The sequence below is a fragment of the Haloferax marisrubri genome (assembly GCF_001469875.2).
GTDB classification, from domain to species: Archaea; Halobacteriota; Halobacteria; order Halobacteriales; family Haloferacaceae; genus Haloferax; species Haloferax marisrubri.
Genome location: NZ_LOPW02000018.1, coordinates 162408 through 186992, shown reverse-complemented (window position 1 = coordinate 186992; position 24585 = coordinate 162408). Strand labels below are relative to the sequence as shown.

21 protein-coding genes and 2 pseudogenes are annotated in these 24585 nt (G+C 67.8%); 12 read left to right on the top strand and 11 right to left on the bottom strand.

The genetic code is table 11. The annotated features are described in order from the left end of the window. The first annotated feature begins 57 nt into the window (after positions 1 to 57). Together AUR65_RS15750 and AUR65_RS15745 are read left to right on the top strand one after the other, a co-directional pair. Entirely contained in the window at positions 58 to 1863 is a 1806-nt protein-coding gene (locus tag AUR65_RS15750; RefSeq protein WP_004971942.1) for a hybrid sensor histidine kinase/response regulator, read from the top strand. 90 nt (positions 1864 to 1953) lie between these two features. Further along, entirely contained in the window at positions 1954 to 2808 is an 855-nt protein-coding gene (locus AUR65_RS15745) for an MBL fold metallo-hydrolase (RefSeq protein WP_004971943.1), read from the top strand. Positions 2809 to 2909: 101 nt separating this feature from the next. Here AUR65_RS15745 and AUR65_RS15740 read toward each other — a convergent pair whose 3' ends face one another. The 3 genes and pseudogenes from AUR65_RS15740 to AUR65_RS15730 form a co-directional block, all read right to left on the bottom strand. Beyond that, positions 2910 to 3956 carry a PAS domain-containing sensor histidine kinase gene (locus tag AUR65_RS15740; protein WP_058567787.1) on the bottom strand — a complete coding sequence of 349 codons (1047 nt, stop codon included), beginning with the start codon at positions 3954 to 3956 and terminating at the stop codon, positions 2910 to 2912. Between the two features lie 234 nt (positions 3957 to 4190). Continuing rightward, positions 4191 to 5255, bottom strand: coding sequence for a TrmB family transcriptional regulator (locus AUR65_RS15735; protein WP_050460107.1), 1065 nt, complete (start codon positions 5253 to 5255; stop codon positions 4191 to 4193). A gap of 107 nt (positions 5256 to 5362) precedes the next feature. Continuing rightward, positions 5363 to 5923, bottom strand: a pseudogene (locus tag AUR65_RS15730) (glucan 1,4-alpha-glucosidase); the annotation flags it as partial. Here AUR65_RS15730 and AUR65_RS15725 point away from each other — a divergent pair. Continuing rightward, positions 5915 to 6190 (top strand): annotated as a pseudogene (locus AUR65_RS15725) (ABC transporter ATP-binding protein); the annotation flags it as partial. The pseudogenes AUR65_RS15730 and AUR65_RS15725 sit on opposite strands and share 9 nt — an antisense overlap. A gap of 79 nt (positions 6191 to 6269) precedes the next feature. On the opposite strand, the gene AUR65_RS15720 reads toward AUR65_RS15725, so the two are convergent. Continuing rightward, positions 6270 to 7280: a HEAT repeat domain-containing protein gene (locus tag AUR65_RS15720; protein ID WP_058567785.1), complete on the bottom strand. Its 1011-nt coding sequence runs from the start codon at positions 7278 to 7280 to the stop codon at positions 6270 to 6272. A gap of 124 nt (positions 7281 to 7404) precedes the next feature. Here AUR65_RS15720 and AUR65_RS15715 point away from each other — a divergent pair, with 124 nt between their 5' ends. After that, a complete protein-coding gene (locus AUR65_RS15715) occupies positions 7405 to 7719 on the top strand; it encodes a hypothetical protein (protein ID WP_233194391.1) in 315 nt (104 codons plus the stop codon). A gap of 45 nt (positions 7720 to 7764) precedes the next feature. Here AUR65_RS15715 and AUR65_RS15710 read toward each other — a convergent pair whose 3' ends face one another. Next, entirely contained in the window at positions 7765 to 9021 is a 1257-nt protein-coding gene (locus tag AUR65_RS15710; RefSeq protein WP_058567784.1) for an outer membrane protein assembly factor BamB family protein, read from the bottom strand. Further along, the gene (locus AUR65_RS15705; protein WP_058567783.1) at positions 9011 to 10201 is read right to left on the bottom strand and encodes a PQQ-binding-like beta-propeller repeat protein; all 1191 of its coding nucleotides are present in this window, start codon (positions 10199 to 10201) and stop codon (positions 9011 to 9013) included. The genes AUR65_RS15710 and AUR65_RS15705 overlap by 11 nt, the downstream gene beginning before the upstream one ends. Before the next feature lie 129 nt (positions 10202 to 10330). Here AUR65_RS15705 and AUR65_RS15700 point away from each other — a divergent pair, with 129 nt between their 5' ends. Both AUR65_RS15700 and AUR65_RS15695 read left to right on the top strand, forming a co-directional pair. Continuing rightward, complete coding sequence (locus AUR65_RS15700; RefSeq protein WP_058567782.1) at positions 10331 to 11620, top strand: outer membrane protein assembly factor BamB family protein; 1290 nt, start codon at positions 10331 to 10333, stop codon at positions 11618 to 11620. Further along, a complete protein-coding gene (locus AUR65_RS15695; RefSeq protein ID WP_050460100.1) occupies positions 11617 to 12840 on the top strand; it encodes an outer membrane protein assembly factor BamB family protein in 1224 nt (407 codons plus the stop codon). The genes AUR65_RS15700 and AUR65_RS15695 overlap by 4 nt, the downstream gene beginning before the upstream one ends. A gap of 43 nt (positions 12841 to 12883) precedes the next feature. Here the strand turns inward: AUR65_RS15695 and AUR65_RS15690 are convergent, their stop codons facing one another. After that, on the bottom strand, positions 12884 to 13570 hold the full coding sequence (locus AUR65_RS15690) for a helix-turn-helix domain-containing protein (RefSeq protein ID WP_058567781.1): 687 nt from the start codon (positions 13568 to 13570) through the stop codon (positions 12884 to 12886). 133 nt (positions 13571 to 13703) lie between these two features. On the opposite strand from AUR65_RS15690, the gene AUR65_RS15685 reads away from it, so the two are divergent. The 4 genes from AUR65_RS15685 to AUR65_RS15670 all read left to right on the top strand — a co-directional run bounded on the left by AUR65_RS15685 (position 13704) and on the right by AUR65_RS15670 (position 18035). Beyond that, positions 13704 to 14522: an alpha/beta fold hydrolase gene (locus AUR65_RS15685; protein ID WP_004971977.1), complete on the top strand. Its 819-nt coding sequence runs from the start codon at positions 13704 to 13706 to the stop codon at positions 14520 to 14522. Between the two features lie 152 nt (positions 14523 to 14674). Further along, positions 14675 to 15541 (top strand): DUF7847 domain-containing protein, encoded by an 867-nt coding sequence (locus AUR65_RS15680; protein ID WP_058567780.1) that lies wholly within the window; start codon positions 14675 to 14677, stop codon positions 15539 to 15541. 86 nt (positions 15542 to 15627) lie between these two features. Then, the gene (locus AUR65_RS15675; protein WP_050460096.1) at positions 15628 to 16410 is read left to right on the top strand and encodes an ABC transporter ATP-binding protein; all 783 of its coding nucleotides are present in this window, start codon (positions 15628 to 15630) and stop codon (positions 16408 to 16410) included. Next, positions 16407 to 18035 (top strand): hypothetical protein, encoded by a 1629-nt coding sequence (locus AUR65_RS15670; RefSeq protein WP_058567779.1) that lies wholly within the window; start codon positions 16407 to 16409, stop codon positions 18033 to 18035. Before AUR65_RS15675 ends, AUR65_RS15670 begins: the two co-directional genes overlap by 4 nt. 65 nt (positions 18036 to 18100) lie before the next feature. On the opposite strand, the gene AUR65_RS15665 is transcribed toward AUR65_RS15670, so the two are convergent. The 4 genes from AUR65_RS15665 to AUR65_RS15650 all read right to left on the bottom strand — a co-directional run bounded on the left by AUR65_RS15665 (position 18101) and on the right by AUR65_RS15650 (position 22578). Further along, the gene (locus tag AUR65_RS15665) at positions 18101 to 19330 is read right to left on the bottom strand and encodes an outer membrane protein assembly factor BamB family protein (protein ID WP_058567778.1); all 1230 of its coding nucleotides are present in this window, start codon (positions 19328 to 19330) and stop codon (positions 18101 to 18103) included. A 78-nt stretch (positions 19331 to 19408) separates the two neighbouring features. Continuing rightward, a complete protein-coding gene (locus AUR65_RS15660; protein WP_050460093.1) occupies positions 19409 to 20272 on the bottom strand; it encodes an HFX_2341 family transcriptional regulator domain-containing protein in 864 nt (287 codons plus the stop codon). Between the two features lie 564 nt (positions 20273 to 20836). Next, complete coding sequence (locus AUR65_RS15655) at positions 20837 to 21244, bottom strand: PPC domain-containing DNA-binding protein (protein ID WP_058567777.1); 408 nt, start codon at positions 21242 to 21244, stop codon at positions 20837 to 20839. Positions 21245 to 21852: 608 nt separating this feature from the next. Next, a complete protein-coding gene (locus AUR65_RS15650; protein ID WP_058567776.1) occupies positions 21853 to 22578 on the bottom strand; it encodes an SDR family NAD(P)-dependent oxidoreductase in 726 nt (241 codons plus the stop codon). Between the two features lie 110 nt (positions 22579 to 22688). Here AUR65_RS15650 and AUR65_RS15645 point away from each other — a divergent pair, with 110 nt between their 5' ends. Beyond that, positions 22689 to 23642 (top strand): TIGR03560 family F420-dependent LLM class oxidoreductase, encoded by a 954-nt coding sequence (locus AUR65_RS15645; RefSeq protein ID WP_058567775.1) that lies wholly within the window; start codon positions 22689 to 22691, stop codon positions 23640 to 23642. 83 nt (positions 23643 to 23725) lie between these two features. Then, positions 23726 to 24550 (top strand): polysaccharide deacetylase family protein, encoded by an 825-nt coding sequence (locus AUR65_RS15640; protein WP_058567774.1) that lies wholly within the window; start codon positions 23726 to 23728, stop codon positions 24548 to 24550. The last annotated feature ends 35 nt before the right edge of the window (positions 24551 to 24585 follow it).

Sequence of the window (24585 nt, the reverse complement as noted above, 5' to 3'; positions counted from 1 at the left end):
CCTCCGACCGCGCCCACCCTTAAGTATCTACTTAGCGAACATTCAAGCGGGATAGATATGAGCGAGTTAGTGGACGAGGTGGTCGTCTTGTACGTCGACGACGACGAGGACTTCACCGAACTAACGGCGACGTTCCTCGAACGGGAACACGACCGGTTCCGGGTCGAGACGGCCACCTCGGTCGCCGAGGGGCTCGACCGCGTGGCAGACACGGAGTTCGACTGCGTCGTCTCGGACTACGACATGCCCGAGCGCGACGGATTGGATTTCCTCGAAGCCCTCCGCGAGGACGCGCCGGACCTCCCCTTCATCCTCTTTACTGGCAAGGGAAGCGAGGAGGTCGCGAGCGACGCAATCTCCGCGGGCGTCACCGAGTACCTCCAGAAGGAACACGGGACCAGCCAGTACACCGTACTCGCCAACCGTATCGAAAACGCGGTCGAGCAGTACCGCTCACAGCGCGCGCTCGAGACGAGCGAACAACGCCTCTCCCTGTTCATCGAACAGTCTCCGCTCGGCGTCCTCGAGTACGACAGCGACTTCCAAATCGTCGGGCTCAACGAGCGCGGCGAGGAGATTCTGGGCTATACCGAAGCGGAACTCCGCGGCCACAGCTGGGAACTCATCGTCGCGGACGATAGTTACGACAACGTCGACGCCGTGACAGACCAGCTTGCAGTCGCGGAGGGCGGCTACCACAGCATCGACGAGAACGTCCGAAAGGACGGCGAACACATCCGCTGTGAGTGGCACAACCGAACCATCACTAACGACGACGGTGCGGTCGTCGGCATCATCTCGTTGTTCCAGGACGTGACCGAACGAACCCACCGTGAGGACGAACTCGAACGGACCAACGCCCTGCTCTCGACGCTCATTCGGTCGCTCCCGGTCGGCGTCCTCGCCGAAAACAGCGACCGAACCGTCCTCGCCATTAACGAGCGACTGCTCGAACTGTTCGATGTCTCGGAACCGTCGACGGAACTCATCGGCGCAGACTGTCGGGAACTGGCGCAGATGGCCAGCGAACTCGCGGTTGACTCGGAGGGCTTCGTCGAGCGCGTCGACGAACTGATCGCCGGGACAGAGTCGATCCACAACGAGACAGTCGCTCTGACGAACGGTCGGACGCTCAACCGAAGCTACGAACCGATCGAACTCCCCGAGGGGACCGGCCACCTCTGGATGTATCGCGACACGACCGAACAGCGAAAGCGAGAGCAACAGCTCCAGCGCCAAAACGAGCGGCTGAGCGAGTTTGCGAGCGTCGTCAGCCACGACCTCCGGAACCCGCTGAACGTGGCTGCTGGGAACGTGGAACTGGCCCGCCAAGACCACGAAAGCGACCGTCTTGCGACCGCCGCGCGGGCGTTGAACCGCATCGACGACCTCATCGAAGACCTGCTCACGCTCGCCCGAAAGGGCGACAACGTCGGTGAACTGGAACCGGTGTCCTTGGGTCCGCTCGTCTCCGACTGCTGGGAGACCATCGAAACGGCCGGCGCTGAACTCCAGACGGACGTGACGGCGACGGTCATCGCTGACCGAAGTCGGCTCCAACAGCTCGTCGAGAACCTCGTCAGGAACAGCATCGAACACGGTGGAGACGGCGTGGCGGTGACAGTTGGTGAACTTCCGGACGGCTTCTACGTCGAGGACGACGGTGTCGGCATCCCAGCCGAGCGCCGCGACACCATCTTCGAAGCCGGCCGCACAACCTCGCGTACGGGTACCGGATTCGGGCTCGCAATCGTCAAGCAGGTCGCCGAGGCCCACGGATGGGACGTTAGCGTCGCCGACTCTGACGCCGGCGGGGCACGATTCGAGATTACGGGAGTCACGTTCGCTGATGTCGACGACTGAGCCCCACGCCGGAAGCTTTTACAGGCCCCGTGCGGACCGCTGTCACATGTACTATCACGGCGAATCCGGCAGCGCGGCGCGGAGCGTACGATGACGATTACGAGCGATTGGGGCGAATGGTGGGCCCGGGAGGAACTCAACGGCGTCGACGTCGAGGAGGGAGTCTCGCTGTGGTATCTCGGCGTCGCCGGCTGGGCGATACGGACGCCGGAGACCGCCATCTACATCGACCCCTACTTCAGTACCGAGCGGGACCGCGAGTACGTCGCTCGGATGTCGCCGGTGCCGATGGAGCCGCAGTGGGCGGACGCCTGCGACGCGGTCTTCTGCACCCACGACCACCGCGACCACTTCTGGCCGCCCTCGTTCGGCCCGCTTCTCGACCACGGCGGCGACGTCCACGCGCCCGTCGAGTGCTACGAGAACTTCGACGTGAGCGCGATCGACGAGGACAAGCGGACGGCCGTCGAACCCGGCGACAGCTACGAGGTCGGCGACCTCACCGTCCACGTCAGAGGCGGGTACGACCCGGACGCGACCGGCACGGTGACGTACGTTATCGAGCACGAGACGGGAACCATCTTCCACGGCGGCGACAACCGGCCCTGCGAGGCGTTCCACGAGATCGGTGCGGAGTTCGACATCGACCTCGGGATGCTCTCCTACGGAACCGACGCCCGCGTCGTCCAAGACGGCGAGGTCATCACGCGCAAGCTCTACAACGACGCGGACGAAATCATCGAGGCCACGAACGCGCTCGGCATCGACCGCCTGATTCCCGAGCACTGGCGGCGCTGGCGGTCGATTCACGCGGACCCCGGCGCGCTCTCGAAGGCCGCGACGACGTTCGAGTACCCGCACGTGATCGAGGAGGTCGAAGTCGGCGACCGCTTCCGACTCGGCCGGCCGGGCGTCGTCCCACCGGCGCGTCTCGGCGGCGAGTGAATCTCTAACACGTCACCGAATTCTCCTGCCTCACCGGCGACGTCGCGCGGCGCCCCCACTCAACGGCGATGTCGTACTGTACCACAGAAACCGCGGTCGAGTCAGTCGGTGCACGGGAGTTCGACGACGAAGACAGCACCCGTCGGTTCGTTGTCTTCGACCCGGACCGAACCGCCGTACTGCGTGACCAGGGTGTCGACGAGGTAGAGTCCGATACCCGTGCCGGGGCTCCCGAGACCTCGGTCACCTTTTCCGAACGCGAGTTCTTTCCTGTCGTCCGGGATGCCCGGCCCGTTGTCGGCGATTCGAACCTCGACGTCGTCGTCTCGGGCCGTACACGAGATCTCGACGCGAGGCGCGTCCTTGTCGTTGTGTTGGACGGCGTTGTTCAGGAGGTTCCGAAACACCGAACTGAGCATGCTATTTCCGGCGACCTCGACGTCGGGGAGCGTTCCCTCGACCACGAACGTGGCCTCCGGGAAAGACTCCCTGCGAATCGATAGCTCGGTTTCGAGAATCGAGCGAATCGGTACCGACGCGATAGTGACACTCTCGTTCGATGCAATCGTCTCCACGTAGTCGCGTGCGACCTCGGTCAGTTCGACGACGTGCTCACCGCTGTCGAGGATTTTCTGGAGGTACTCGCTCCTGTCATCATCGACGTGGTCTTCGAGCATCTCCGCCCACCCGAGTACGACCCCCATATCGTTGCGGATATCGTGGCGGACGATTCGGTTCAGCAGTTCGAGTTCTCGCTCCCGGCGTTTCTGCTCCGTGATGTCCGTACAGACGCCGACGACCTCCGAGACGTCACCGTCGTCATCGCGGAGGAGCACCTGCCGCGTCAGCACCCAGCGAATCGACCCATCGGGTCGAACGACGCGGCCCTCGTACGCCTCGTCGTGGGCCCCTTGGGCTGAGGCCTCGATATTCTGTCGCACCCGGTCGCGGTCCTCGGGATGGATGGCGTCGAGCAACAGCGCGATGTCGTCCATGACCGCCTCGGGTGGAATCCCCCAGATGTCTTCGAAGCCAGCGCTAATGTAGTCGAACTCGCCGGGCGCGGATACCGTCCAAAGCGCGACCCCATCAAGCTGGTCGAACAGGTCCTGGAAATCGGGCCGTTGGCCAAGCGAGCTGTTACTCATACGGGGGTGTTTCGAGGCGAGTGAGATAAGTACCAGTCCCGGAGTCCGACGGCGGAGCAGCCGGCGTCAAAGCTGCGTTCTGAAGGGTGAGTCTCGTTCGTGGACGAGCAAACCGGACGTTAGTGCTAATCGAGTGACGTCGAAGGAGGTCGGCTCGAGCCGACGGAAGGATAATCGAGGAGTCCCACGCGGGGCAGTCCACTGCGACTGGTCGGTGAGTACGTGCAGGAAACGCTATTCCTGTTCTGTATCGCTGACCGACCGGAAGACGACGCGTCGGGCCTCGAAGTCCTCCAAGAACGCCTTCGAGCCGCCGACGGTAAACGTGTCGTCAGACGTCTCAACGACGAACGACTCCTGAGTCGGAAAGTCGTTCGAGAAGGGCCGGACGAGGCTCTGTTTCACCGCCACGATCGTCCCAGTAGTCGTCTCGAACGCCGCGTTACTCTGGGTGGGACGGATGTCCATCTCGGCCGTGACGACAGCTCCGTCCATCAGATGTAGCGTCGCGTCGAACACCGCGTGGCGGAAGCTCGTGAACGTCGCCGGCAGTTGGCTTTTCGACCCGACGTGCACCTGCTCGCCCATCGGCCAGTAGTTGGCGATAAACGAGTCGAACAACGAGGAGACGATATGCTCCTCGGCGTGATAGATGGCGTACTCATCCGAGTTCGAGTTCAGTATCGCATCTGCCGAGGCGATGATACCGTCACCCCGGTCAACGGTCAGCGTTACTGGTGCCGGGGCGCTCCACGTCTGGATGATACTCGCGGTCGCACCGTCGATCGAACTCGTGCCGTCGTACTCCGTGACGAGAAGCATACAAAATACTCCCCGGCTCTGGGCATCTCTGAGCGAGTCTTCGACCCGATGAAGAACCGATGCGGGAAGTGCGAGAACGAGTTCGGATTCAGCGGCGTCGATCAGCTTGTTGAGCTGAGCGAGTATCGTCCGTCGAGATTTGATGATACTGAACTTCTGCTGTTCGTAGCTCTCGGAGTCAAACAGGTCCTCTAACTGGGACTCGACGGTCTGTAGTTGAGAAACGAGATTGTCGATACCCTCTGCGGGCGGAATCGCTCGTAACTGCGTCGGTTGGACGTGGTCGTCGATTTCAATGAGGTCGCGCTCCTCGAGTTTTCCGACGATATCGTACGCGTAACTCTTAGAGATGTCAGCCTCTTCGGAGACGACCCGGATTGTCGTCGCCCCGTTACGGAGTATCGTCACGTATGCTCGCGACTCCTTGTCCGAGAGCCCGATCCGCATGAGGCTGTCCACCACCTCGTCTTCCACCATACCCAAGTGTTCGGCCAAGGCGGGGGATAAACCTTAGTATGGGAGTACAGACAGGGTGCTGTCCGGCGCGTGACCGCCTCGAACTCCGTTGTTCGAGTGTAACAACCCTACTCGGTGCGGGCACCTCGGGTGACACGGGACGCGTGCGTGGCCAGTCGAATGGCGTGGGACCAACCCAACGGCGTCGCGCTGTCCGGCGCGCCGGTGTCGAAGAACTGCTCCGGGAGGTACCCCGATGGAAGGCACAGACTGCCGTCGAGGTCAATTTCGTCGAACAACCGGTCCGCCCATTTTTCGGGGTCGTATTCGTCGGTCGACGAGAAGAGCCGAATCGACTTCTCGGCCGCGTACGCGCCCCAGCCCGTCGAGACGGTCCAAACCTTCTCGCTTCCCTGCCCCCGCCGCCGCCACGTATCGCCCTCGAATCGCGTGAGTCCGGAGATGTCGTCGGTCTCTTTCCAGAGCCTGGAGAACGCGGTGTGGAGATGGCGCTCGAGCCGCCGCAGTCGCGTTTCGCCGATGTCCTCGATGGCCCGGTAGGCGAGATAGGCGTCGACGAGCGAGAAAGTAGTGCTGTCGACTCGGTCGTCCAAGTTACCGTCACCGTCGTCTAATCGGAGCGCGTAGATACCCTCGTCGGGGGACCACGCCATATCGAGCGCGTCGATATTCTCGAACCGATGGGCGACGAGATATTCGCGTACATGCTGTTGGGCGAAGGCCGAACCTCGATGGACCAGTCAGGGGCTGATGACCAGTTGCTGATGAGCGTTGAGCCCGACTCGACGATTCGAGAAGACACGGACGTCGAAGTGGTGATAGACCGGGGGAACGTCCACCTCTTCGATACGGCGTCGGGCGGCGCGCTCGCCCACGGCCTTCCCCCCGTTTCAGCCGAGTTAGAGACCGAGACGACGGCCGACGCAGACGACTGAAGCGACCCGGCAACCTCGCCGTCGGCGACGGCGAGACGCAGTAACTCCCGGAGGCTACCGGAAGTAATCGCGCGCTCGCTCAGTACGGAGCGCCACAGCTCGGACACATCGGCGGCGCGCCCTCGGGGAGGTCGACGCCGCAGTGGGGGCACTTCCCGTCGGCGTCTGGCGACGTAATCTCGTCGACCGCGTCGTCGGTCGTGCCCCGAACGCCGGCCAGCGACCCAACGCCTTCGGCCGGTGACTCCAGTGATTCTCCCTCCGACGCCGCCCGGAGAAAGCGGACCCGTTCGGCGACGAACTCGGCCGCCTCGTCGGATTCCGCGTCGAGCACCGAATCCGGTACCCGAACCGCCTCGCCGCCCCCGCGGACTGACAGTCCGAGCGCTTCGGCGGCGCGGCCCCGGACGAAGGCGTTCTCGTCGGCGAGCCGTGCCGAGAGCGCCGTCCGAGCCTCGGCGAGCGAATCCGGCGCGTCGCAGCCGACGACCGCCACCGCCGTACAGAGGTGATAGCGGACGAGTTCGTCCCGGTCGTCGAGGTGTTCGGCGAGCGCCGAGACGCGGTGGCGAAGTCGACCGGGGTCGCCGAGCGCCACGCATTCGAGCGCCTTCGCCAGCTTCTGTTTCACCTCGGGTTCGTCGAACGAGAGACCGACGCGGAGGTCCGCGAGCACCTCCGGCGAGGCGACCGCGTCGGGGTGTTCGAGCGCGACGTAGCCCAGCGCCTCGGCCGACCGGGCGCGGACGTAGTAGAACTCGTCCTCGTCGGCGAGTCGCTCGGCGAGCGACGGAACGGCGGGAGCGACCGCGTCGGGAGCGGCCTCCGCGACCGCGACGAGCGCCTTCGCGGTCAACAGACGGACGGCGCGGTCGTCGTCGGTGAGAAAGGGCGTGACGGCGGGGAGGACCGACTCGAACGCGGTCGGCCGGTCGTCGGCGAGGCGCCGAAGCTCTCGGAGCGCCCGTTTTCGGTCCTCGGTCGACGCCGTTCGGAGCTCCCCGAGCGCCCCGCTCACCGCCTCGTAGGCGCGGTTTTCGGCTGATTCGACGAGGCGCTCCAGCGGGGGCGCGTGACGTGTGTCGTCCATCGGTTCGTGTGCCTCGTTAGCGAAGTATCTCCTCGGTACGTCAATAAGTTGGTGGGAGACCGCGTCGTCGACACCGAACAGAACAGACAAAAAGACTACATTTTCGCGGAGCGACGACAGAACCGTGAGCCCGATTACGCTTGCCGCGGCGGCGCTCCTTGGGAGTGTGACCGCGGCCGCGACGTATCGACACGCGAGACGCCGCGACCGAAACCCGACGAGGTGGAGCGCGGAGGTCGGAGCAACGTTCCTGCTCGCGCCACTTCTCGCGGCCGAAGTGGGGCTCGACGCCGTCCGAACAACGCTGGTCGCCACGTCCTCGGCTGGGGTCGTCGAGGCGGTCCCTCCGGTGGCGTTCCACGGCGTGACTATCGCTGTTGGGCTGGTCGCCGGTGCGACGGCACTCATCCACTACCGGCGTGCCGCGGTGGCCGCGTAGTCGAGTCGAAGCGACGCGAGGCAACGAGCCGCGTCGTCCTCGCGGTCACTCCAGCGGGAACCGCGCGACTGCGCCGTCGTCGACGTACGAGACGAACACCGACGACGGCTCGACGCGGAGAGAGAGTCGGCTGTGCGAGTCTGGTTCGTACGACCACCGCGTCTGGCCCGACTCCCGGGAAAGCACCTCGAAGCCCCGGTCCCAGCCGGCGACGACGCGGGAGCCCGTGACGGCGAGCGAGTCCAGCGACGGGAGTCCGGTTACGGTCTGCCACCGCCGCGTGCCGTCGAGGCCGAAGCAGTCGACTCGGCCGAGAATCCCGCCGTCGGGGTCGTCGACGCGGCTCCCGACGAACACCGCGTCGTCCGTGGCCTCGACCGACCGGATCTGATAGCCCACGGGATTCGCCCACCGCTTCTCGCCCGTCTTCCGGTCGAACGCGAGCAGTTCCGCGTGCCCGTCCGGTCGGTCGTGGGAAAGGTACAACTGCGACCCGAGGACCATCGTGCGCCCGGGGCTGCTGACAGAGGTTCGCCAGCGAACGCTCCCGTTCGACGGTTCGTAGGCCACCAGCGTCCCGTCCCACACGGCGACGGCGAGTCGGGAGTCCGCGACGACCGCGGGGTGCCGCGGCTGGGATTCGGTCCGCCACCGGACGCTCCCGTCCGCCGGCGAGAGCGAGACGACGCGCGATTCAGTCTCGCTCACCGGCACGCGAACCACGACCGAGTCGTCGGCGACACCGTCGAGGGAGTACGACGAAACCGCCCGTTGGAAGCGTCGGTCGCCAGTCTGTGGGTCGTATCCGGTGAGCGTGTTCTCGGGGCCGGCGAAATCGAGTTCGGCGACGAGCGACTCGGTGCGGACGAGTCTCGCTCGATGGGCCGTGCCCTCGTCGCGCCACAGTTCGTCGCCCGAGGAATCGACGGCGTAGAGGTCGCCGTCGGTGCTGTGGACGTGGTACGGGCCGCCGGACGGCGGGGCGACGGGTCGCGTCTCTATCGGGCCGCCGGTCTCGAACCGGACGGCGGTCGACCCATCCTCGCGCCGCAGGCCGTACAACGCCTTGTCCTGCATCCCGGCGAGGACCAGTTCGTCGGTGACGGCGGGCGGGCCGGCCATGAACGCCCCGTCGATATCGCGTCGCCAGACCGGTCGTCTCCCGCCGAGTCCGGGAATCGAGCTACAGCCGGCGACGGAGAGCGAGCCGACGGCCGCGAGCGTCCCGAGCACCTCGCGGCGGGTGACGGTTTGCTCCCGGCTTCCGGCCGAACCCGTCCGCTCCGGACGCTCACTCGGCATCGAGCACCTCCGCGTCGAGGCGAGCGAGTTGCCACTCCTGTCCGACGTAGACGCCGTCGCCCGCGGCGACGACCCAGTTCACCGTGCCGCCGTCGAGGTAGCCCTCGAACCGGTACTCGCCGAGGAGGGTGCCGTCGGTCGCGTGGACGTACAGCGCGGTCGGTTCGAACGGGACGGTCCCGCTGTGCCCCCGGACGAGGAGGTCCGACCCCACGACGGTCACCAGTCGGTCGCCGACGCGGGTCGGTCCGCAGGTCACGGGGCCGGCCAGTTCGCGCCGCCACAGTCGGGTTCCCGTCTCGGCGTCGAAGGCGTACAGGAAGTAGTCCGCGCCGCCGACGTACACGCGGCCGTCGGAGACGAGCGGCCGGGCGAACACGGTGTTTCGGAGCGACCCGCGCCACCGAAGCTCGCCGGTCGCCGCGTCGAGCGCCAACAGTTCCTCGGTCGCGCTCCCGACGAAGGCGGTGTCGCCGGCGACCGCCACCGACGACGGGGACGCCCCCACGTCGGCGCGCCACGATTCGGACTCATCCGTGGCGAACCGGCGGACTGTTCCGTCCAGAATGGGCGCGACGACGCCGGCTTGGGAGCCGCCTCCGGCGGGTGCGGACGCGGGCGCGCCGGCCAGCGACGCCGGAAGTTCGGCGCGAAAACGCCGCTCGCCGTCCTCGCGGGACAGCCCGAGCAGTCGGTCCACCACGTCGTTTTCCGTGCCCGAGATGGGGAAGACGACGGTGTCGTCGGCGACGACCGGCGGGTACTGAACGACGCCCGGGTCGGCGCTACCGACGCCCGTCAGCCCGATGTTCCATGCTCGCTCGCCCGCCTCGTAATCGACCGCCGTGGCCCGTCCCGCCTTCGAGAACAGGTACGCGTTCCGGTCGTCGACGCCGAGGGGAGAGCGGTAGCCCTTCCGGCCGGTCACCGCCCAGCGCTCCTCGCCGGTCTCGGGGTCGAGCGCGGACACCATCGGGTCGGCGTGAAACGGGCTCCCGGTTCCGACGAGCAGGGGGCCGGACGGCGGGCGCAGGGCGCGGGTCGGAGTCCGAACGCCCGCCGTCCACGCGGTCGGCATCGGAAGCGAGTCGTCGCGGCCCGTGAGGCTCGCACAGCCGGCGAGGCCAGCGGCGAGCGCCGGGAGAGCCTTCAGCGCGTCGCGTCTCGAATAGGAGGGCATCAGCGAGGACGTGTGGTCCGGCTGATAATACTCCTGTTGGTTTCGACGGCGGCGCGACCGGCCGCGGCCGGCGAACCCTTCGAGCGAGGAGCCACGAAGGTTTTTATCCCGCGCCGAGACGGCGGTCGTATGCTCTCCAGACGCGAGGTACTGGCCGCCGGCGGAGTCGCGCTCGCGGGCGGGGTCGCCGGGTGCGGTGGCTCACCACCGTCTCCGGACGCGACGTTCGACGCGCCGACGACGGCGTGGCCGACCACCGGCTACGACCCGCAGGCGACGGGCCACGCACCGGCCGGCCCGCACGAGGGAACCGTCTCGTGGAGCGTCTCGCGGGGGAGCCTCGACCCGCCGCTCTACGGCGCGCTCGCCCCGCCGGTCGTCGCCGACGGGGCCGTCTACGTCACCGGACTCGCTACCCACTATTACAGGCCGGACGACTTCACCAGCCCGCTGGCCGCGATTGACGCCGAGTCCGGGTCGGTCCGGTGGGTCGAAGGCTTCCCGGACGGGCTCAGCGGCGGCCCCGCGGTCGTCGGCGACGACCCGGGAATCGTCGTCGTCGGAGGCTACGACGGCACCCTCCACGCCGTCGGAAGAGACGGGTCGAGCGAGTGGACCGCGGACCTCGGCGGCCGGCTGGGAACCCCGACGGCGTACGGGAACAGACTGTACGTCGAAAGCGGGAACGGCCGCCTGCACGCCGTCGGAAGCGACGGGAACCGGTTGTGGACCGCCGACCGGCCGGGGGCGCTCGAACTCCTCGTCGGCCCGGACGAGCCGGTCGAGACGACGATGCCCGTCGCCGACGACCGCGGCGTCTACGCCGCCTTCACGCCGTTCGAGCGGGAGCGCGAGGCGGTCGTCGTCCTCGGCTACGACCACGGCGGCGGGCGGCGCTGGCGGACGGTGCTCGACGGCCGGTACGGCCGGTCGCCCAACGGCCTCGCCGTCACCGACGACACGCTGTACGCGACCGTCGGCGGAACCGTCTACGCGCTCGACGCCGACACCGGCAAGGAGCGCTGGCGGTTCGTGACCGGCTCGGAGGCCGCCGGCCCGCCGACGGTCGACGGCGAGCGAGTCTACGTCGGCGCGAAGAACCTCTACGCGCTCTCCCGGACCGATGGCGTCGAGCGCTGGCGCGTGGTGAACGAAGCGCCGCCGAGCCACGACCGCGACCCGACGGAGCTCCCGTATCTCGCTCGCCCGCCCGTCGCCGACGGGCGAGTCTACCTCCGAACCGGAGCCGTCGACGCCGCCGACGGGACGCGGCTGTGGGGCGGCGACGCCGACGAGTGGCTCCAGTCGGGGAACTACTTCGCCGAACCGTACTACAGGCGACCGATGGCGTCGCCGGTCATCACCGAGGAAGCGATGTATCTGACCCACGCGCACCACGGGGTGGTGAAGGTCGCATGACCGACACCGGCCAGCGACCGACTCGGCGTCGACTCTTGGCGAGTCTCGGAAGCGCCGCCGCCGTCGGCGCGGCGGGCTGTCTCGGAACGCGGTCGGAGCACAACCCGACGAGCGGGGAGTGCCCCGAGTACGACCCCGTCGAGCCGGCGACCGCGGACTGGCGCGGCGTGATGGGTCCGACGACGAACACCGGGGCCGTCGCGTCCGAGGCCGTCCCCGAGGGCGACCTCGCCGTCGATTGGACGGTGCCCGTGGAGACCTACGTGGGCCACCACGTCCCGGTCGTCGCCGACGGCACCGTCTACGTCCACGACATGGACGACGAACTCTCCGCGGTCGACGCCGACACGGGCGAGCGAACGTGGACCAGACCGCTCACCGACCCCGAGCCCGCGCCCGCAGTCGGCGACGGAACGCTCGTCGTCGTGACCCGCGAGGAGACCCACGCCTTCGACGCGGCGACGGGTGACCGACGCTGGAAGCGGGAGGGACTCGGCGGCGGCATCTTCGGCGCGAGCCCCATCGTCGCGGGCGACACCGTCTACGTCCAAGCGGGCGTCGCGACTCACGCGCTGTCGCGTTCGACCGGCGAGACCCGCTGGCGGGCCGCGACCGGATTCCCCTCCGACTCGACGCCCGCCGTCGCCGGCGACACCGTCTACACCGCCGGCGACGACACCTACGTCCGGGCGCTGGCGACGGCCGACGGGACGGAGCGCTGGCGCGCGAAGACGAGCGCCCGAATCGCGTGCAACGTCTCGGTGGTCGAGGGAACCGTCCTCGTCGGGACCGGTGCCGGGAGCGTGCTCGGACTCGACGCCGAGACGGGCGCGGAGCGCTGGCGCTATCGACTCGAACCGCAGCGGGCGGGCGGCGAGAGTCGACCGAGGCGGCCCGAGACCATCGCGACCGACGGCAGCCGGGTGTACGTCGCGACCGACGACCGGTTGGTCACGCTCGCGTTGGCCGACGGGACCCGCTGCTGGGACAACCGAAACTACGCCGGAAGCTACGCGAGCGGCATCGCCGTCGGCGCGGGGACCGTGTTCGTCCCGACGCACGACGACAGCGGGGGTGCGATAACCGTCCTCGACGCCCCCACCGGAAACACGCGACAAGAGCTGGCGGCGGGCAAACGCCAGCGCTTCGACATCGGCCCGAGCGTCGCCGAGGGCGGCGTCTACTTCGCCGGCCGGGGCGCCGTCGTCCGACTCAGTTAGGTCGGTCTTCGGGCGCAACCGACCCGAGTGGTTCGTCGACCCGTCAGTTCGGAAGCGGCGGCCACGTCGTCGCCACCGTCTCGGCGATGAGCCGGGTCTGCGCCCGTCGGAGTCGCTCGGAGGTCGAAGAAGCGGTGATGCCGAGTTCGTCGGCGACCTCCCGCAGGGTGGCCCCGCGGGGGATGTCGAAGTAGCCCAGTTCGTACGCCGTCCGGAGCGCCTCGTCCTGTCGGTCGGTGAGCCCCTCGCCCGGCGGTTCGGGGTCGCCGTCGCGGGCGAGGCGCCGGAGCCCGAAGCCGGCGTTCCGCCGCCAGAACGATGCGAACCGCCCGAACGCGTCGCGGTCCGCGAACCAACCAGTCTGTCGCCAACCACCCCGTCGGACCTCGATGCGCTCGATGATGGCGTCGGCGGTGGCGAGGGCCTCCAGCCCGGCGAGGTCGTCGAGGCTGTCACCGAGCTGTTCTTCGAAGGTCAGCGCCGGGACGGCCTGATACCGGCGGGTCTCGCCCGACTCGCCGATTCGCGTCCAGTCGGCCACGTCGACGGCGTCGTCGATGGCGGTTTCGAGTGCCCGGTGTGCCCCGCCGGTGACCGTCACGATGAACATCGGCCGCTCGCCGTGGTTGTACTGGAGTTCCAACGCGAGCGTCGCCTCCGGAACCGCCGCCGCGACCCCGGTCAGCGGGAGCGCGTCGCAGTCGATGTCGAACTCGGCGATGAGACCCATACGTCCGCTGTCTCGGCGGTCGGTCATGGACGTGTCGAAGCGGCCGAGGCGGTCGCCCGCCCTCGGAGGCCACTTAAACGACCGCACGGCTGAGAGTGCGACTTAGTCGCCGCCGGCGACAAGCGAGGCCGCGATGCAACCGATTCGATTCGAACGCGGAACAGAACTGTCCGACGAGCGATTCGGGAGCGGCGCGCCGCTTCTGTGCTGTCACGGCGGGATGGCACCGCCGGCGTACTGGGACGCGGTCGTCCCGCACCTCGACGGCTACGAGGTCGTCGTCCCGGAGCGACCCGGCTTCGGCACCTGTCTGGACGACGTCGAGACGACGCCCGCCGAGGCGGTGCTGGAGCGCGAGGTCGAGTACGTCCGGGAAGCCGTCGACGAGATTCGCGAGGCGACCGGACGCGACCCGGCGCTGTTCGGTCACTCCTTCGGCGCGCTCACGGCTCTCGAAGCGGCGACCGACGCGCGGGTGGCCGCCGTCGCCGCCTACGAGCCGGCGGTGCTCCCGGAGGCGTACCGGAGAGAGGCGGACCTCTCGGAGCGCATGGCCGCGCTCGTCGAGGCGGGAGAGCGGCGCGAGGCGGTCAAACGCTACGTCGAGCAGGTGCTCCACCCCGACGGCATCGACGACCTCGACGCGTGGCTCGACGAGTGGCCCGTCTGGCCCGACTGCGTGGCCCTCGCCGAGGAGGTCGTCCGGATGAACCGCGCCGTCGAACGCTACCGGCTTCCGGCCCGCCTGGACGTTGACGCACCCACCGTGGTCATGGCCGGCACCGGCGGCCCCGACTTCCTCCGCGAGAGCGCCCGAAACGTCCACGACTCCCTGCCGACCAGTCGGTTCGTCGAGTTCGACGCGCTCGGTCACGGCGGCCCCGGCGACGACCCCGAGCGGGTCGCGGCCGCGGTCGATTCGTTCCTCCGTGACCGGGCCAGTCACGCGTGAAAACGCCGATTACACGGGTACAGGTGTAATCGCAATCTCAGAGACACGAGCCGTCTCGCGCTCGTTTGCGACCGAATCGCGGGTCGGAGACCGGACGCGCGAGACGACCTGTCAACCCAACATTCTTTTCTCGGTGCGGAGACGTGGTCGGTATGGCAGCCCTCCAAGCCATCGGCACAGCCGCCGGCTCTCTCAGACGGAACCCGATACTGTTCGTCGTCGCCGCGGCGTTCAGCCTCATCCAACTCCCGTCGCTGTTCGCGCAGGCGGTCAGCCCGCTCATCGGAAGCATCGTCTCGCTGGGATTCAGCGGCCTCACCGTGTTCGTCGTCCCGTTCTTCCTCGGTGGCGTCCTCGGCATGGCCAACGAGGCCATCGACGGTCACACCTCGCTCGGGACGCTCGTCAACGAGGGGAAGTCGCACTACGTCTCGCTGCTCGCGGTCTACTTCAGCCTGCTCGCGGTCAACCTCGTGTTGGCGTTCATCGGCGTCTTCGCCTCGCTGTTCTTTGGCCTCCTCCTCATCGGGAGCGGCAGCCAACCGGGGACCGCCACGCTCGCGGTTCTGGCCGTCATCGTCCTCGCCGTGACCCTCACCTACCTCGCCGTGGTGTTCGTCATGCAGTTCTTCGGTCACGCCATCGTTATCGACGACCTCGGCGCGGTCGACGGCGTCAAGCGCAGCATCTCGTGCGTCAGGAACAACCTCGTGTCGGTCTTCGGCTACTCCGTCATCATCGGACTCGGCGGCCTCCTCGCCGGCGTGGTCGGCGGCGTGGCCTCGCTCCTACTCACCCCGTCGCTCCAGCATCAGGGGGCCGCGGTGGCCGGGTCGGAAACCGGCGCGACCGCCGCGTCGGCGTTTTCGAGCCTTCCGACCGTCGGCGTCGTCGGCATGGTCGCCATCGCGGTCGGCCTCGTCCTCGTCAGCGGTCTCACCGGCGGCTTCTTCGCCGCGTACTCGACCGCGTTCTACCGGTCGATTCGCCCGGCGAACCCCGAGGGAGTAAACCCCTGACGCCGCCGCGAACCGCCGCCATTTCTGTCGGACGTGTATCAATTCGCAACCGTTAGGCGTCCGGGGGGCGAAACGCGGGCCGTCCCATGCCCTCCACCAACGCGGACGCGGACGTCGCCGTCGAAGCGACCGACCTCAGGAAGTCCTACGGCTCCGAGGTCGCGCTCGACGGCGTTTCGCTGTCGATTCCGAGCGGAACGGTGTACGGATTTCTCGGGCCGAACGGCGCGGGGAAGACGACGACGATGCGCATCCTGACGGGGCTCTCACAGCCCACCTCGGGCTCGGTCCGCATCTGCGGACTCGACGTGAGCGACCGCAGGAAACTCGCGCCGCACGTCGGCTACCTCCCGGAGACGCCGCCGCTGTACGACGAGTTCAGCGCCCGCGAGCAACTCGACTACGTCGCCGACCTCCGCGACATCCCGTCGGAGACCGCCGAGGCGCGCATCGACGACCTGCTCGACCAGTTCGGCCTCGTCGGCGACGCGAACAAGCGCATCGGCACGTACTCGAAGGGGATGAAACAGAAGACCGCGTTCATCCAGAGCGTGCTCCACGAGCCGGACGTGCTGTTTCTCGACGAGCCGACCTCCGGGCTCGACCCCCGCGCGGCGAGACAGATTCGGACCTCCATCGGCGACGTGGCCGACGCGGGGGCGACGGTCTTCCTCTCGACGCACATCCTCCCCGTGGTCGAGGCCGTCGCCGACGAGGTCGGCGTCCTGTTCGACGGTCGCGTCGTCGCCGAGGGGACGCCCGACGAGGTGAAATCGCGCGCCCAGACGGGCGGCGAGGGCTCGCTCGAAGACGCGTTCCTCGCGGTCACGAGCGACGAGACGCAGCTGTCGGGTGTCGCCGACGAATGAGCCTCCGACGAGACGTTCGCCACGGCCTGCGAATCGGGCGCGCCGAGTTCGTGCGGAGCCTCCGGGGGTACGCCTCCGAGACGCGCCGAATCATCGGCCTGCTGTTGCTCTTGCTGTTCTTCGGCGGCAGCCTCCTGTTTTCGCTCCCGGCCGTCTACGTCGTCGGCCGGGGCGCGCAGTCCGTGACCGAGATTCCCTTCTTCGACCTCGTCGCCACCGCGATACCGGTGGGGCTCGCGCTCCTCGCGACGTTCCGAACGCTCGAACGCATCGGCCGCGTCGAAAACGAGTCGCTCGTGCTCACGACGGTTCATCCGCGGGCCGTCGTCATCGGACTCATCACCGCCGAAATCTGTCGAATTGGACTCTGGTTCGGGCTCCCGCTCGCGGTCGTCGCCGCGACGTTCACGGCCGGCCTCGGCGCGCCGTCGCTGTTGCTCACGACGGCCGTCGTCGCGGCCCCGCTGGCGTGCTGTACGACCGTCTGGGGCTACGCGGTCGGCGTCGCCGTGCTCCGCGCGTTCAAGCGCCTGCCCGGCGTCCGGCGCACCCTCAAGGTCGTCGGCTTCGTCGCGATGGTCGGGCTCGTCCTCGTCTCGCAGTCGTTCGGGCGGTTGCTGGCCGAGGGGTCGCTCCCGCTCGAGTGGCTGGCGGCGACGCTGACGGTCGGCCCGCTCGCAGACTACCTCGCGCTCGCATTCGTCGGGACTCCACTCGCCCGACCGTTCTCGGCGGCCGCCGTCGTCACCTTCGCGGCCATCGTCGCACTCACGCCCGTCGGCCTTGCCGTCGCCACCCGACAGGCGAGCGCCCTCTGGTTCACCGACCGCGCGACGGGGGGCGACCGAGGCTCGTCGGCGGCAGGCGCGAAGGCGACCGATTCGACCGGCGGCTTCTCGACGCCGAAGCCGCTCGCGGGGACGAACGGGGGCCACGTCGCGTGGGGACTACTCGTCCGCGGCGTCCGCCACCCCCAGAAGTTCACGCACCTCGTGATGCTGGTGTTCTTCCTCGGCCCGCTCGGAACGACCATCGTCCAGTCTTCGGCCGACGGCCTCGGCCCGCTGCTCGCCGCGAGCGGGGCCGGCCTGGGAACCTACCTCGCGGGCGCGACGTTCGGTCTCAACCCCATCGGCGACGACCGCCCGCAGTTCCCGATGTTACTGTTGACTCCGACTGCGCCGCGGGAACTGGTTCGCGGTCGCGTGCTCGCCGGCGTGATTCTCGGGGTGCCGGTCGCCGCGGCGCTCCCGCTGGCGACCGTCGCCCTCGGCACGTCGCCGCTGTCGGCGGTCGGCTTCGCGCTCGTCGGCGTGTTCATGTGCGTCGCCGCCGCGGCCTTCGCGGTCGGCATCGGCGCGGCGTACCCGATATACGAGGAACGCGAGTTCTGGGGCGCGACGACCGTCGTCCCCTCGACGCTCGTGCTGATGGCGTTCATGTTCGTCGTCGGCCCCGGCACCGTCATCGGCCTCGTCGCCACGTGGTTCGGCGTCACCGGGCACCTCTCCGCGACGCCGCTTCTCGCCGCCGGGCTCGGGCTGTACCTCCTCGTGACCGTCGGCGTCTCCTACGGTTCGTACCGGTACGCGGTTCGACGGTACCGGACGTACACGTTCGAGTGACGGCGAGCGCGTCGTGAGGTGTGAACTCGGCGTCGCGCCGCAACCGCGGCGACGGCCCGCTGGCCTCAGTCCGCTACGCGGAACACGCCGGGGTTCCTGCCCGTCCCGGCGAAGTAGAGTTCCGACCCGCGGACCGACAGGCCGCCGGTGGGTCGGACGTCGAGCGCCTTCGACCACAGTACCTCGCTGGACGCCGCCGAGACGGCCGAGAGGCGGTCGTCGCTCGCCACGAACCGGGTGTCGCCGGCGACGACCGGCGGGCGGGCGAACGTATCCGCATCGAGCGACAGCGTCCACTTCGTCGCGCCGTCGCCGGCGTCGAACGCGGCGAGGCTCCCCCGCGAGGACTGGACGTGGACCGTGTCGCCCGCGACGGCGGTCTGCGGGCTTCCGTTCTCCGGGAGCGGAACCGACGCCCGCCACTGCGTCGACCCGTCTTCGAGAGCGAGGGCGAACACGTTCCCGCGGTGGGCGTTGTAGTAGAGGTGAGAGTCGCCTACCGCGAGCGGGACGCCGGTCTGCGGGAGGTCCTCGCGCCGCCACCGCTCCTCGCCGGTCGCGGCGTCGAGTGCGGCGACGCCGGTCTGCTCGTGGTCGGCACCAACGGTCGTGTAGACGACGCCTTCGCCAGCGGCGAGAACGGTAGACACCTCACCCGGGTCGTACGTCCACCGCTCCTCTCCGGTCGCAGGGTCGCGCCCGAAGACGGGCGCGCTCCCACCATCGACGAGCGTCCCCGCGGCGAGTATCGGCGCGTTCGCGGGAGTCCCGTACCCGCCCTCGCTCGTCCGCCAGCACCGCTCGCCGGTCCGGGCGTCGTAGGCCGCGACGAACTCCGCGGTCGAGACGAACATCGCGTCGCCGGCGAGCGTGGGCGTGGATTTCCCGTGGGCGTAGTCGACGGTCCACGCGTCGTCGGAGTCCGCGGGAGCGGCCTCGGCGTCGAGGTCGAGCGCGCGATACACGCCGTCCTCACCGTCGCCGTCGCTGTATCCGAGGACGCCGCGCCCGCCGGCGAGCGCGACCGAGGTGGCGAGCGCCGCGTCGCCGGACGCGATTCGCTCGACGCTCGCGTCCGCCGAGGGGCCGGAGTCGGTGGTGTAACCGGTGTTGGCGAAATCGCGCTGGTACGTCGGCCACGCACCAGTCACGTCGCCGACCGGCGCGTCACGTCGGTAGTTGCGCTCGACATCGAGGGCACCGATTGCGCGGGCGACACAGCCTGAGAGCGACGCGAGGGCGGTCGCGCCGCCGGCCGCGAGGACGGCTCTGCGCGTGTGCATGTTGGAGGGCATACATGTCTGCGTCCCGTCGCTACCGTACTAACAGTTGCCCTTGGAGCGACAGCGAAAAGGAGAGACTAACGACGCAGCTTACCGGCCCTCGACGAGCGCGTCGACCGGGTTGTCGAGGGCGAAATCGACGTTCTCGGACGGGTCGTCGGTCCGCGCTTCGAGGTCCGAGACGACCGATTCGGCGCGGTGTCGGAACGCGCGGAGCGTCTGTCGCCCCTCCTCCGTGAGTTCGAGGTAGCGGCGGGTGCCGCGCTGGGTGACGGTGACGTAGCCCTGATGTTCGAGCGTCGCGGTGACGCGGTTGTCGAGGACGTTGTAGTCACCGGTGACGGGTTCGTAGTCGGCGGCCTCGCCGTCGACGCGGCCGCGCATGAACTCGAGGCCGTAGCGGGCCGCCTCGGTGATGAGCGTCTTCTTCTTCGCGTGTTTGGCGTCGGTGTCGTGGGCCTCGATGATGGCGAGCGCGGCGACCTGGTCGGGGGAGGGCGAGTCGATTTGGTAGGTCGTCAGGAGCGACGCCTGCGCGAAGCCCTCGGTGACCGGCGCGTCGAGGCCGTGCGGCCGGACCTCGGGGTCGACGACGTACGGTTCGGCGTCGGTGCGTTCGTCCATGCAGGCCATCGTCGCGCCGACGGCCGCGCGCTTTGTGCCGGCGGTGACGTTGACGCGGACGAAGTCGTCGGGGTGCCAGTCGGCGATGGTCGTAATCGCGCCCATCACCTCGTACATGTCGAAGAGGTCGAGGTACTCGACGTCAGGCGGGGTGCCGACCACGTCGGCGATGCGGTCGACGACCGCGTCGTGGTAGGTCGGGCGCTCGACCGCGGGGTCCTCGTGTTCGAGGAGGTAGACCTTGTCCGGCCGGTCGTCCTCGATGGGGCCGACGATGCGGTCGTGTTCGCGCCACAGGGGGACGATGTGAACGCGGAGGTGTCGTTTCATCTGTCACTCTCGGCCACGACTTCCCGCGTCGAAAGTCATTCGGTTGGGAGATTCTCGCGTGAGCGAACGGTAGAGGACCCATAAACGCCGAATAGAGATATATACACGCTATTCATGCTACTCACGTAACTTACGGTAGTTACCGAGGAACCGCCAATGTGGGTTGTCGACTACGAATAGTTGCCGCCGGCCGCGCTCCAACGGACCGGCGGTTGCGACCCGCCGACGGCGGCGCGACCACCGGTCCCCGGTCGCGTCCCCGCGGCGGACCCCGCGTCGGCGGACGACCCCCCGGAACCCTCGTTCGGTGCGCTCGGGGCGTCGGCCAGTCCGCCGACCACGCGCCCTCCAGCCCCCCTCGCTTCGGCCCTCCACCGCCGGCCGACGCCTCGACAGCACCGGCTTTTCTTTCTCCGAATCGCCACTCGTCGCCCGACGAGCGCGGCGCTCTCGAACCACAGCGGGCGCACGAAAAAGTGACCGAGTGCCCGCACCGCGAATCGCTCGGTCCGGTTCAGTTCGGTTTAGTCCGGCTCAGTTCGGTCCGGGCCGGACCAAGCCGGTTCAGATGTCGAACACGTCGAGACCGGTCCGCTCGTCGAGGTGGTGGGTCAGCGGCGTCTCGCCGAGGTGAATGACGACCTCGAACGTCCCGGAGACGCGCGCGCCGGAACAGTGGCCGCCGAGCGTCTCGAAGTCGCGCGTGCCGACCTGGATGTGCGTGTGAATCTTGTCGGGGCCGATGTTGCCGAGGAAACTCGTCACCTCGAACTGGCCCGTGAACTCCTCTTCGAGGTACTCCTGGTCGTCCACGTCGTAGTGGCCGAGCGTGACGGAGTCGACCGCGCCGATACCCGTGAGAAAGCCGTGTTCGATGTCGAACTCGTCGCGCACCGTCGCGAGCGAGTCGAGGACCTGTTCGCCGGGGTCCAGCCTGACGACGACCGTGTCGTCTTCTTTGACGTAGTCCATAGTTGTGCCCGAGCGTCCGATACAGCGCCGGCGGCGTAATATGTTGTGAAAGGCTCAACGTTGCGGACGGACAATGGTGTTAGACTATCATCTTTTCTGATATGAGCATATGATAGTCAATTTCTATAAGTGTCTTAATCGAGCCCTCACCCCGACACCCGGGCGGCCGGTTTCGCATCGAACCGGTGACCGGGACCTCGTCATCCGATTCACCAGTATCATCGGGTTATCTGTCCACTACAGCGGCTTGACACACAGATAGGCAGGGACAGTCAGCAGTTGTCGAAATCTCGGACGACCGCGGACCCAGTAACTCAGACGACCACGCTCGTCCGGTCGTCACTCGGACGGACGGGAGGTGAAAAGATGAAAGAGCCGGCATAGAGACGGTTTAGTACATTGTTCGCCCGACAGAGCTACCGCGACCGATACGCGAGACGTATCGAGACTGCCGCAGGGACCCACCGACGACGAATCGCTCGAATCAGTTCGAATGAGAAACAGAAATTAAAGAATTCATATATGAAATTTTTTCTGATATTTTTGGGTGCTAGTTCGGCTTCGTCGGTGCGACGCGGAGTCGCCCGTAGACGTAGTCGCCCGGCGTGTCACCGGAGCATCGACCCGCCGTCGACCGTCAGCACCGTTCCCGTCATATAGGCCGCGCCGTCGCAGAGGAACGCGACAACGTCGGCGACTTCCTCGGGCGTTCCGATTCGTTCGAGCGGGAGTTCGGCGGCGTACTCGGCGAGCGCCTCCTCGGTCCAGAGGTTCGACTCGGTGAGAAGCGGCGTCTCGACGAGTCCCGGCGCGACGCAGTTGACACGTACCTCGGGGCCGAGCTGTTTCGCCAGCCCCTTCGTCAGTCCGAAGACGCCCGCTTTCGACGAGGAGTAGTGGACGCCGCCGGTGGCGCTCCCGCGGAGGCCGGCGACGCTCGACACGTTGACGATGGCACCCTCGCCGCGCTCGACCATGCCCGGGGCGACGGCGCGAGCGACGACGTACTGCCCCTTGAGGTTCACGCCGAGGACGCGGTCCCACTCGTCGGGGTCGAGGTCCGCGAGGGAGACGGCCCGCGAGATACCCGCGTTGTTCACGAGCGCCGCCACGTCGGCGACCGATTCGACCGCCGCCACCGCGTCCGCGACCGCGTCGGGGTCACGAACGTCGACCGCGAACTCGTGGACGCCTTCGTCATCCCAGTCGGTCTCGCCGGTCTCGATGTCGAAGCAGGCGACGTAGTCGTAGTCCGCTCGGAGTCGCTCGACGACCGCCCGTCCGATACCGCTGGACGCGCCGGTCACGATTGCCGCGCGCTGGTGGTCCGTCATGTGGGTCGAGACGGTGTGGACCGTAGTACGTGTTGGGGTGGCGGCGAGTGGGGGAGTGAGAAAGAGAGTGAAGTGGTAACTGTTTTCGTGGTCGCGCGTGAGCCGTTCGTATGCAGTTCGCAGTCAACGTTCCGACCAGCGCCGGCGACTCCGTTCACTCCCAGTTGGCGTTCTGCGACGAGATTTCGTGGGACGCGCAGGTGGAGTTCGCCGTGGCGATGGAGGACCTCGGCTTCGACGGCGTCGCCGTCCCCGACCACGTCATGACCGGCACCGGCCCCACGACGGAGTGTTTCGTCACGCTGGCCGCTATCGCCCGCGAGACGGAGGACGTGTACCTCTACCCGAAGACGGTGAACAACCACTTCCGAAACCCCGCGCTCCTCGCCAAGCAGGCCGCCACGCTCGACGCCGTGAGCGACGGGCGGCTGAAACTCGGCATGGGAGCCGGCTGGAAGGAGAGCGAGGCGCGGGCCTACGGCTACGACTGGCCGGACGCGCCGACTCGGCTCCGGATGCTGGAGGAGTCGATTCGGATGCTCAAGCGCCTGTGGACCGAGGAGACGGTCAGTTTCGACGGCGACTACTACACCCTCGACGAGGCGATGTGCCGGCCCCACCCCGTCCAAGACCCACACCCGCCCATCATGGTCGGCGGCGGCGGCGAGTCGTTCACGCTCCGAATCACCGCCCAGTTCGCCGACTCGTGGAACTTCTGGGGGCCGCCGGAAGTGATGCAACACAAACTGGACGTGTTGGAACGCCACTGCGAGGGCTACGGCCGGCCGTTCGAGGAGATAGAGCGCTCGTGGTTCGCGCGGTGTCTGATACGCGAGGACGAGGCGGAACTCGACGCCCTCCTCGACGAGCACTTCCCGCGGTTCAAGCCCGAGAACGTCGCCGACAGCGAGTACCCGCTCGTCGGCACGCCCGAGCAGGTCCGCGAGCGACTGGAGACGTTCGCCGAGATGGGCTTCGGCGAGGTCGTCGTGGAGTTCGTCGACTTCCCCGAGACGACGAGCGCCGAGCTGTTCGCCGAGCGCGTCGCGCCGGCGTTTCGGTAACTCGCGGGGCGAGAGACGAGAGGCCGCCAGTTTTCGAGTGCGGCATGGAAACAGCTATCACATCTATTTTCGTACGTCGAAACGTGACTCACCACAGCGTCTGCCTCACGTTCGACTTCGACGGCGTCTCCTCGTGGATACACTCCTTCGAGTCGCCGGACAGCCCGACGAAACTGTCGAGAGGACTCTTCGGCGTCGACGTGGGCGCGCCCCGCGTCCTCGACCTCTTGGACGAATTCGGCGTCGAGACCACGTGGTTCACGCCGGGCCACACCATCGATAGCTTCCCCGAGGCCGCCGAGGAGGTGTGGAGCCGCGGCCACGACATCCAGCACCACGGCTGGTCGCACACCCGCCCGCGACAGTACGAGTCGAGGGAGGCCGAGTACGACGACGTGAAACGCGGCGTCGAGAGCATCGTGGACCTCACGGGGCGTCGGCCGACCGGCTACCGCTCGCCGTCGTGGGACTTTTCGACCCACACGCTCGGCATCCTCGACGAACTCGGCTTCGAGTGGGACTCCAGCCAGATGGCGACCGACTTCGAGCCGTACCACGTCCGCGAGGGGTGGGCCGCGCCCGCCGACGCCCCCTTCGAGCGCGGCACCGAGACCGACATCGTCGAGGTGCCCGTCTCGTGGCAACGCGACGACTTCCCGGCGTTCGCCTTCAACCGCGAGCGGGGCTACGCGAACGAGAAAGCGGTGTTCCGCCAGTGGCGCGAGCAGTTCGACTGGATGGTCGACAACGTCGATGACGGCGTCTTCGTCCTCACGATGCACCCGCAGGTCATCGGGCAGTCACACCGACTCGCCCGGCTCGAATCGTTCGTCGAACACGTCGCCGACGCGCCGGGCGTCGTCTTCGAAACCGTGGACGAAGTCGCCGACCGACTCGGGTCGGCGTGAGGTAAGGTAAGGTAAGGTAAGGTAACGACTGCGAC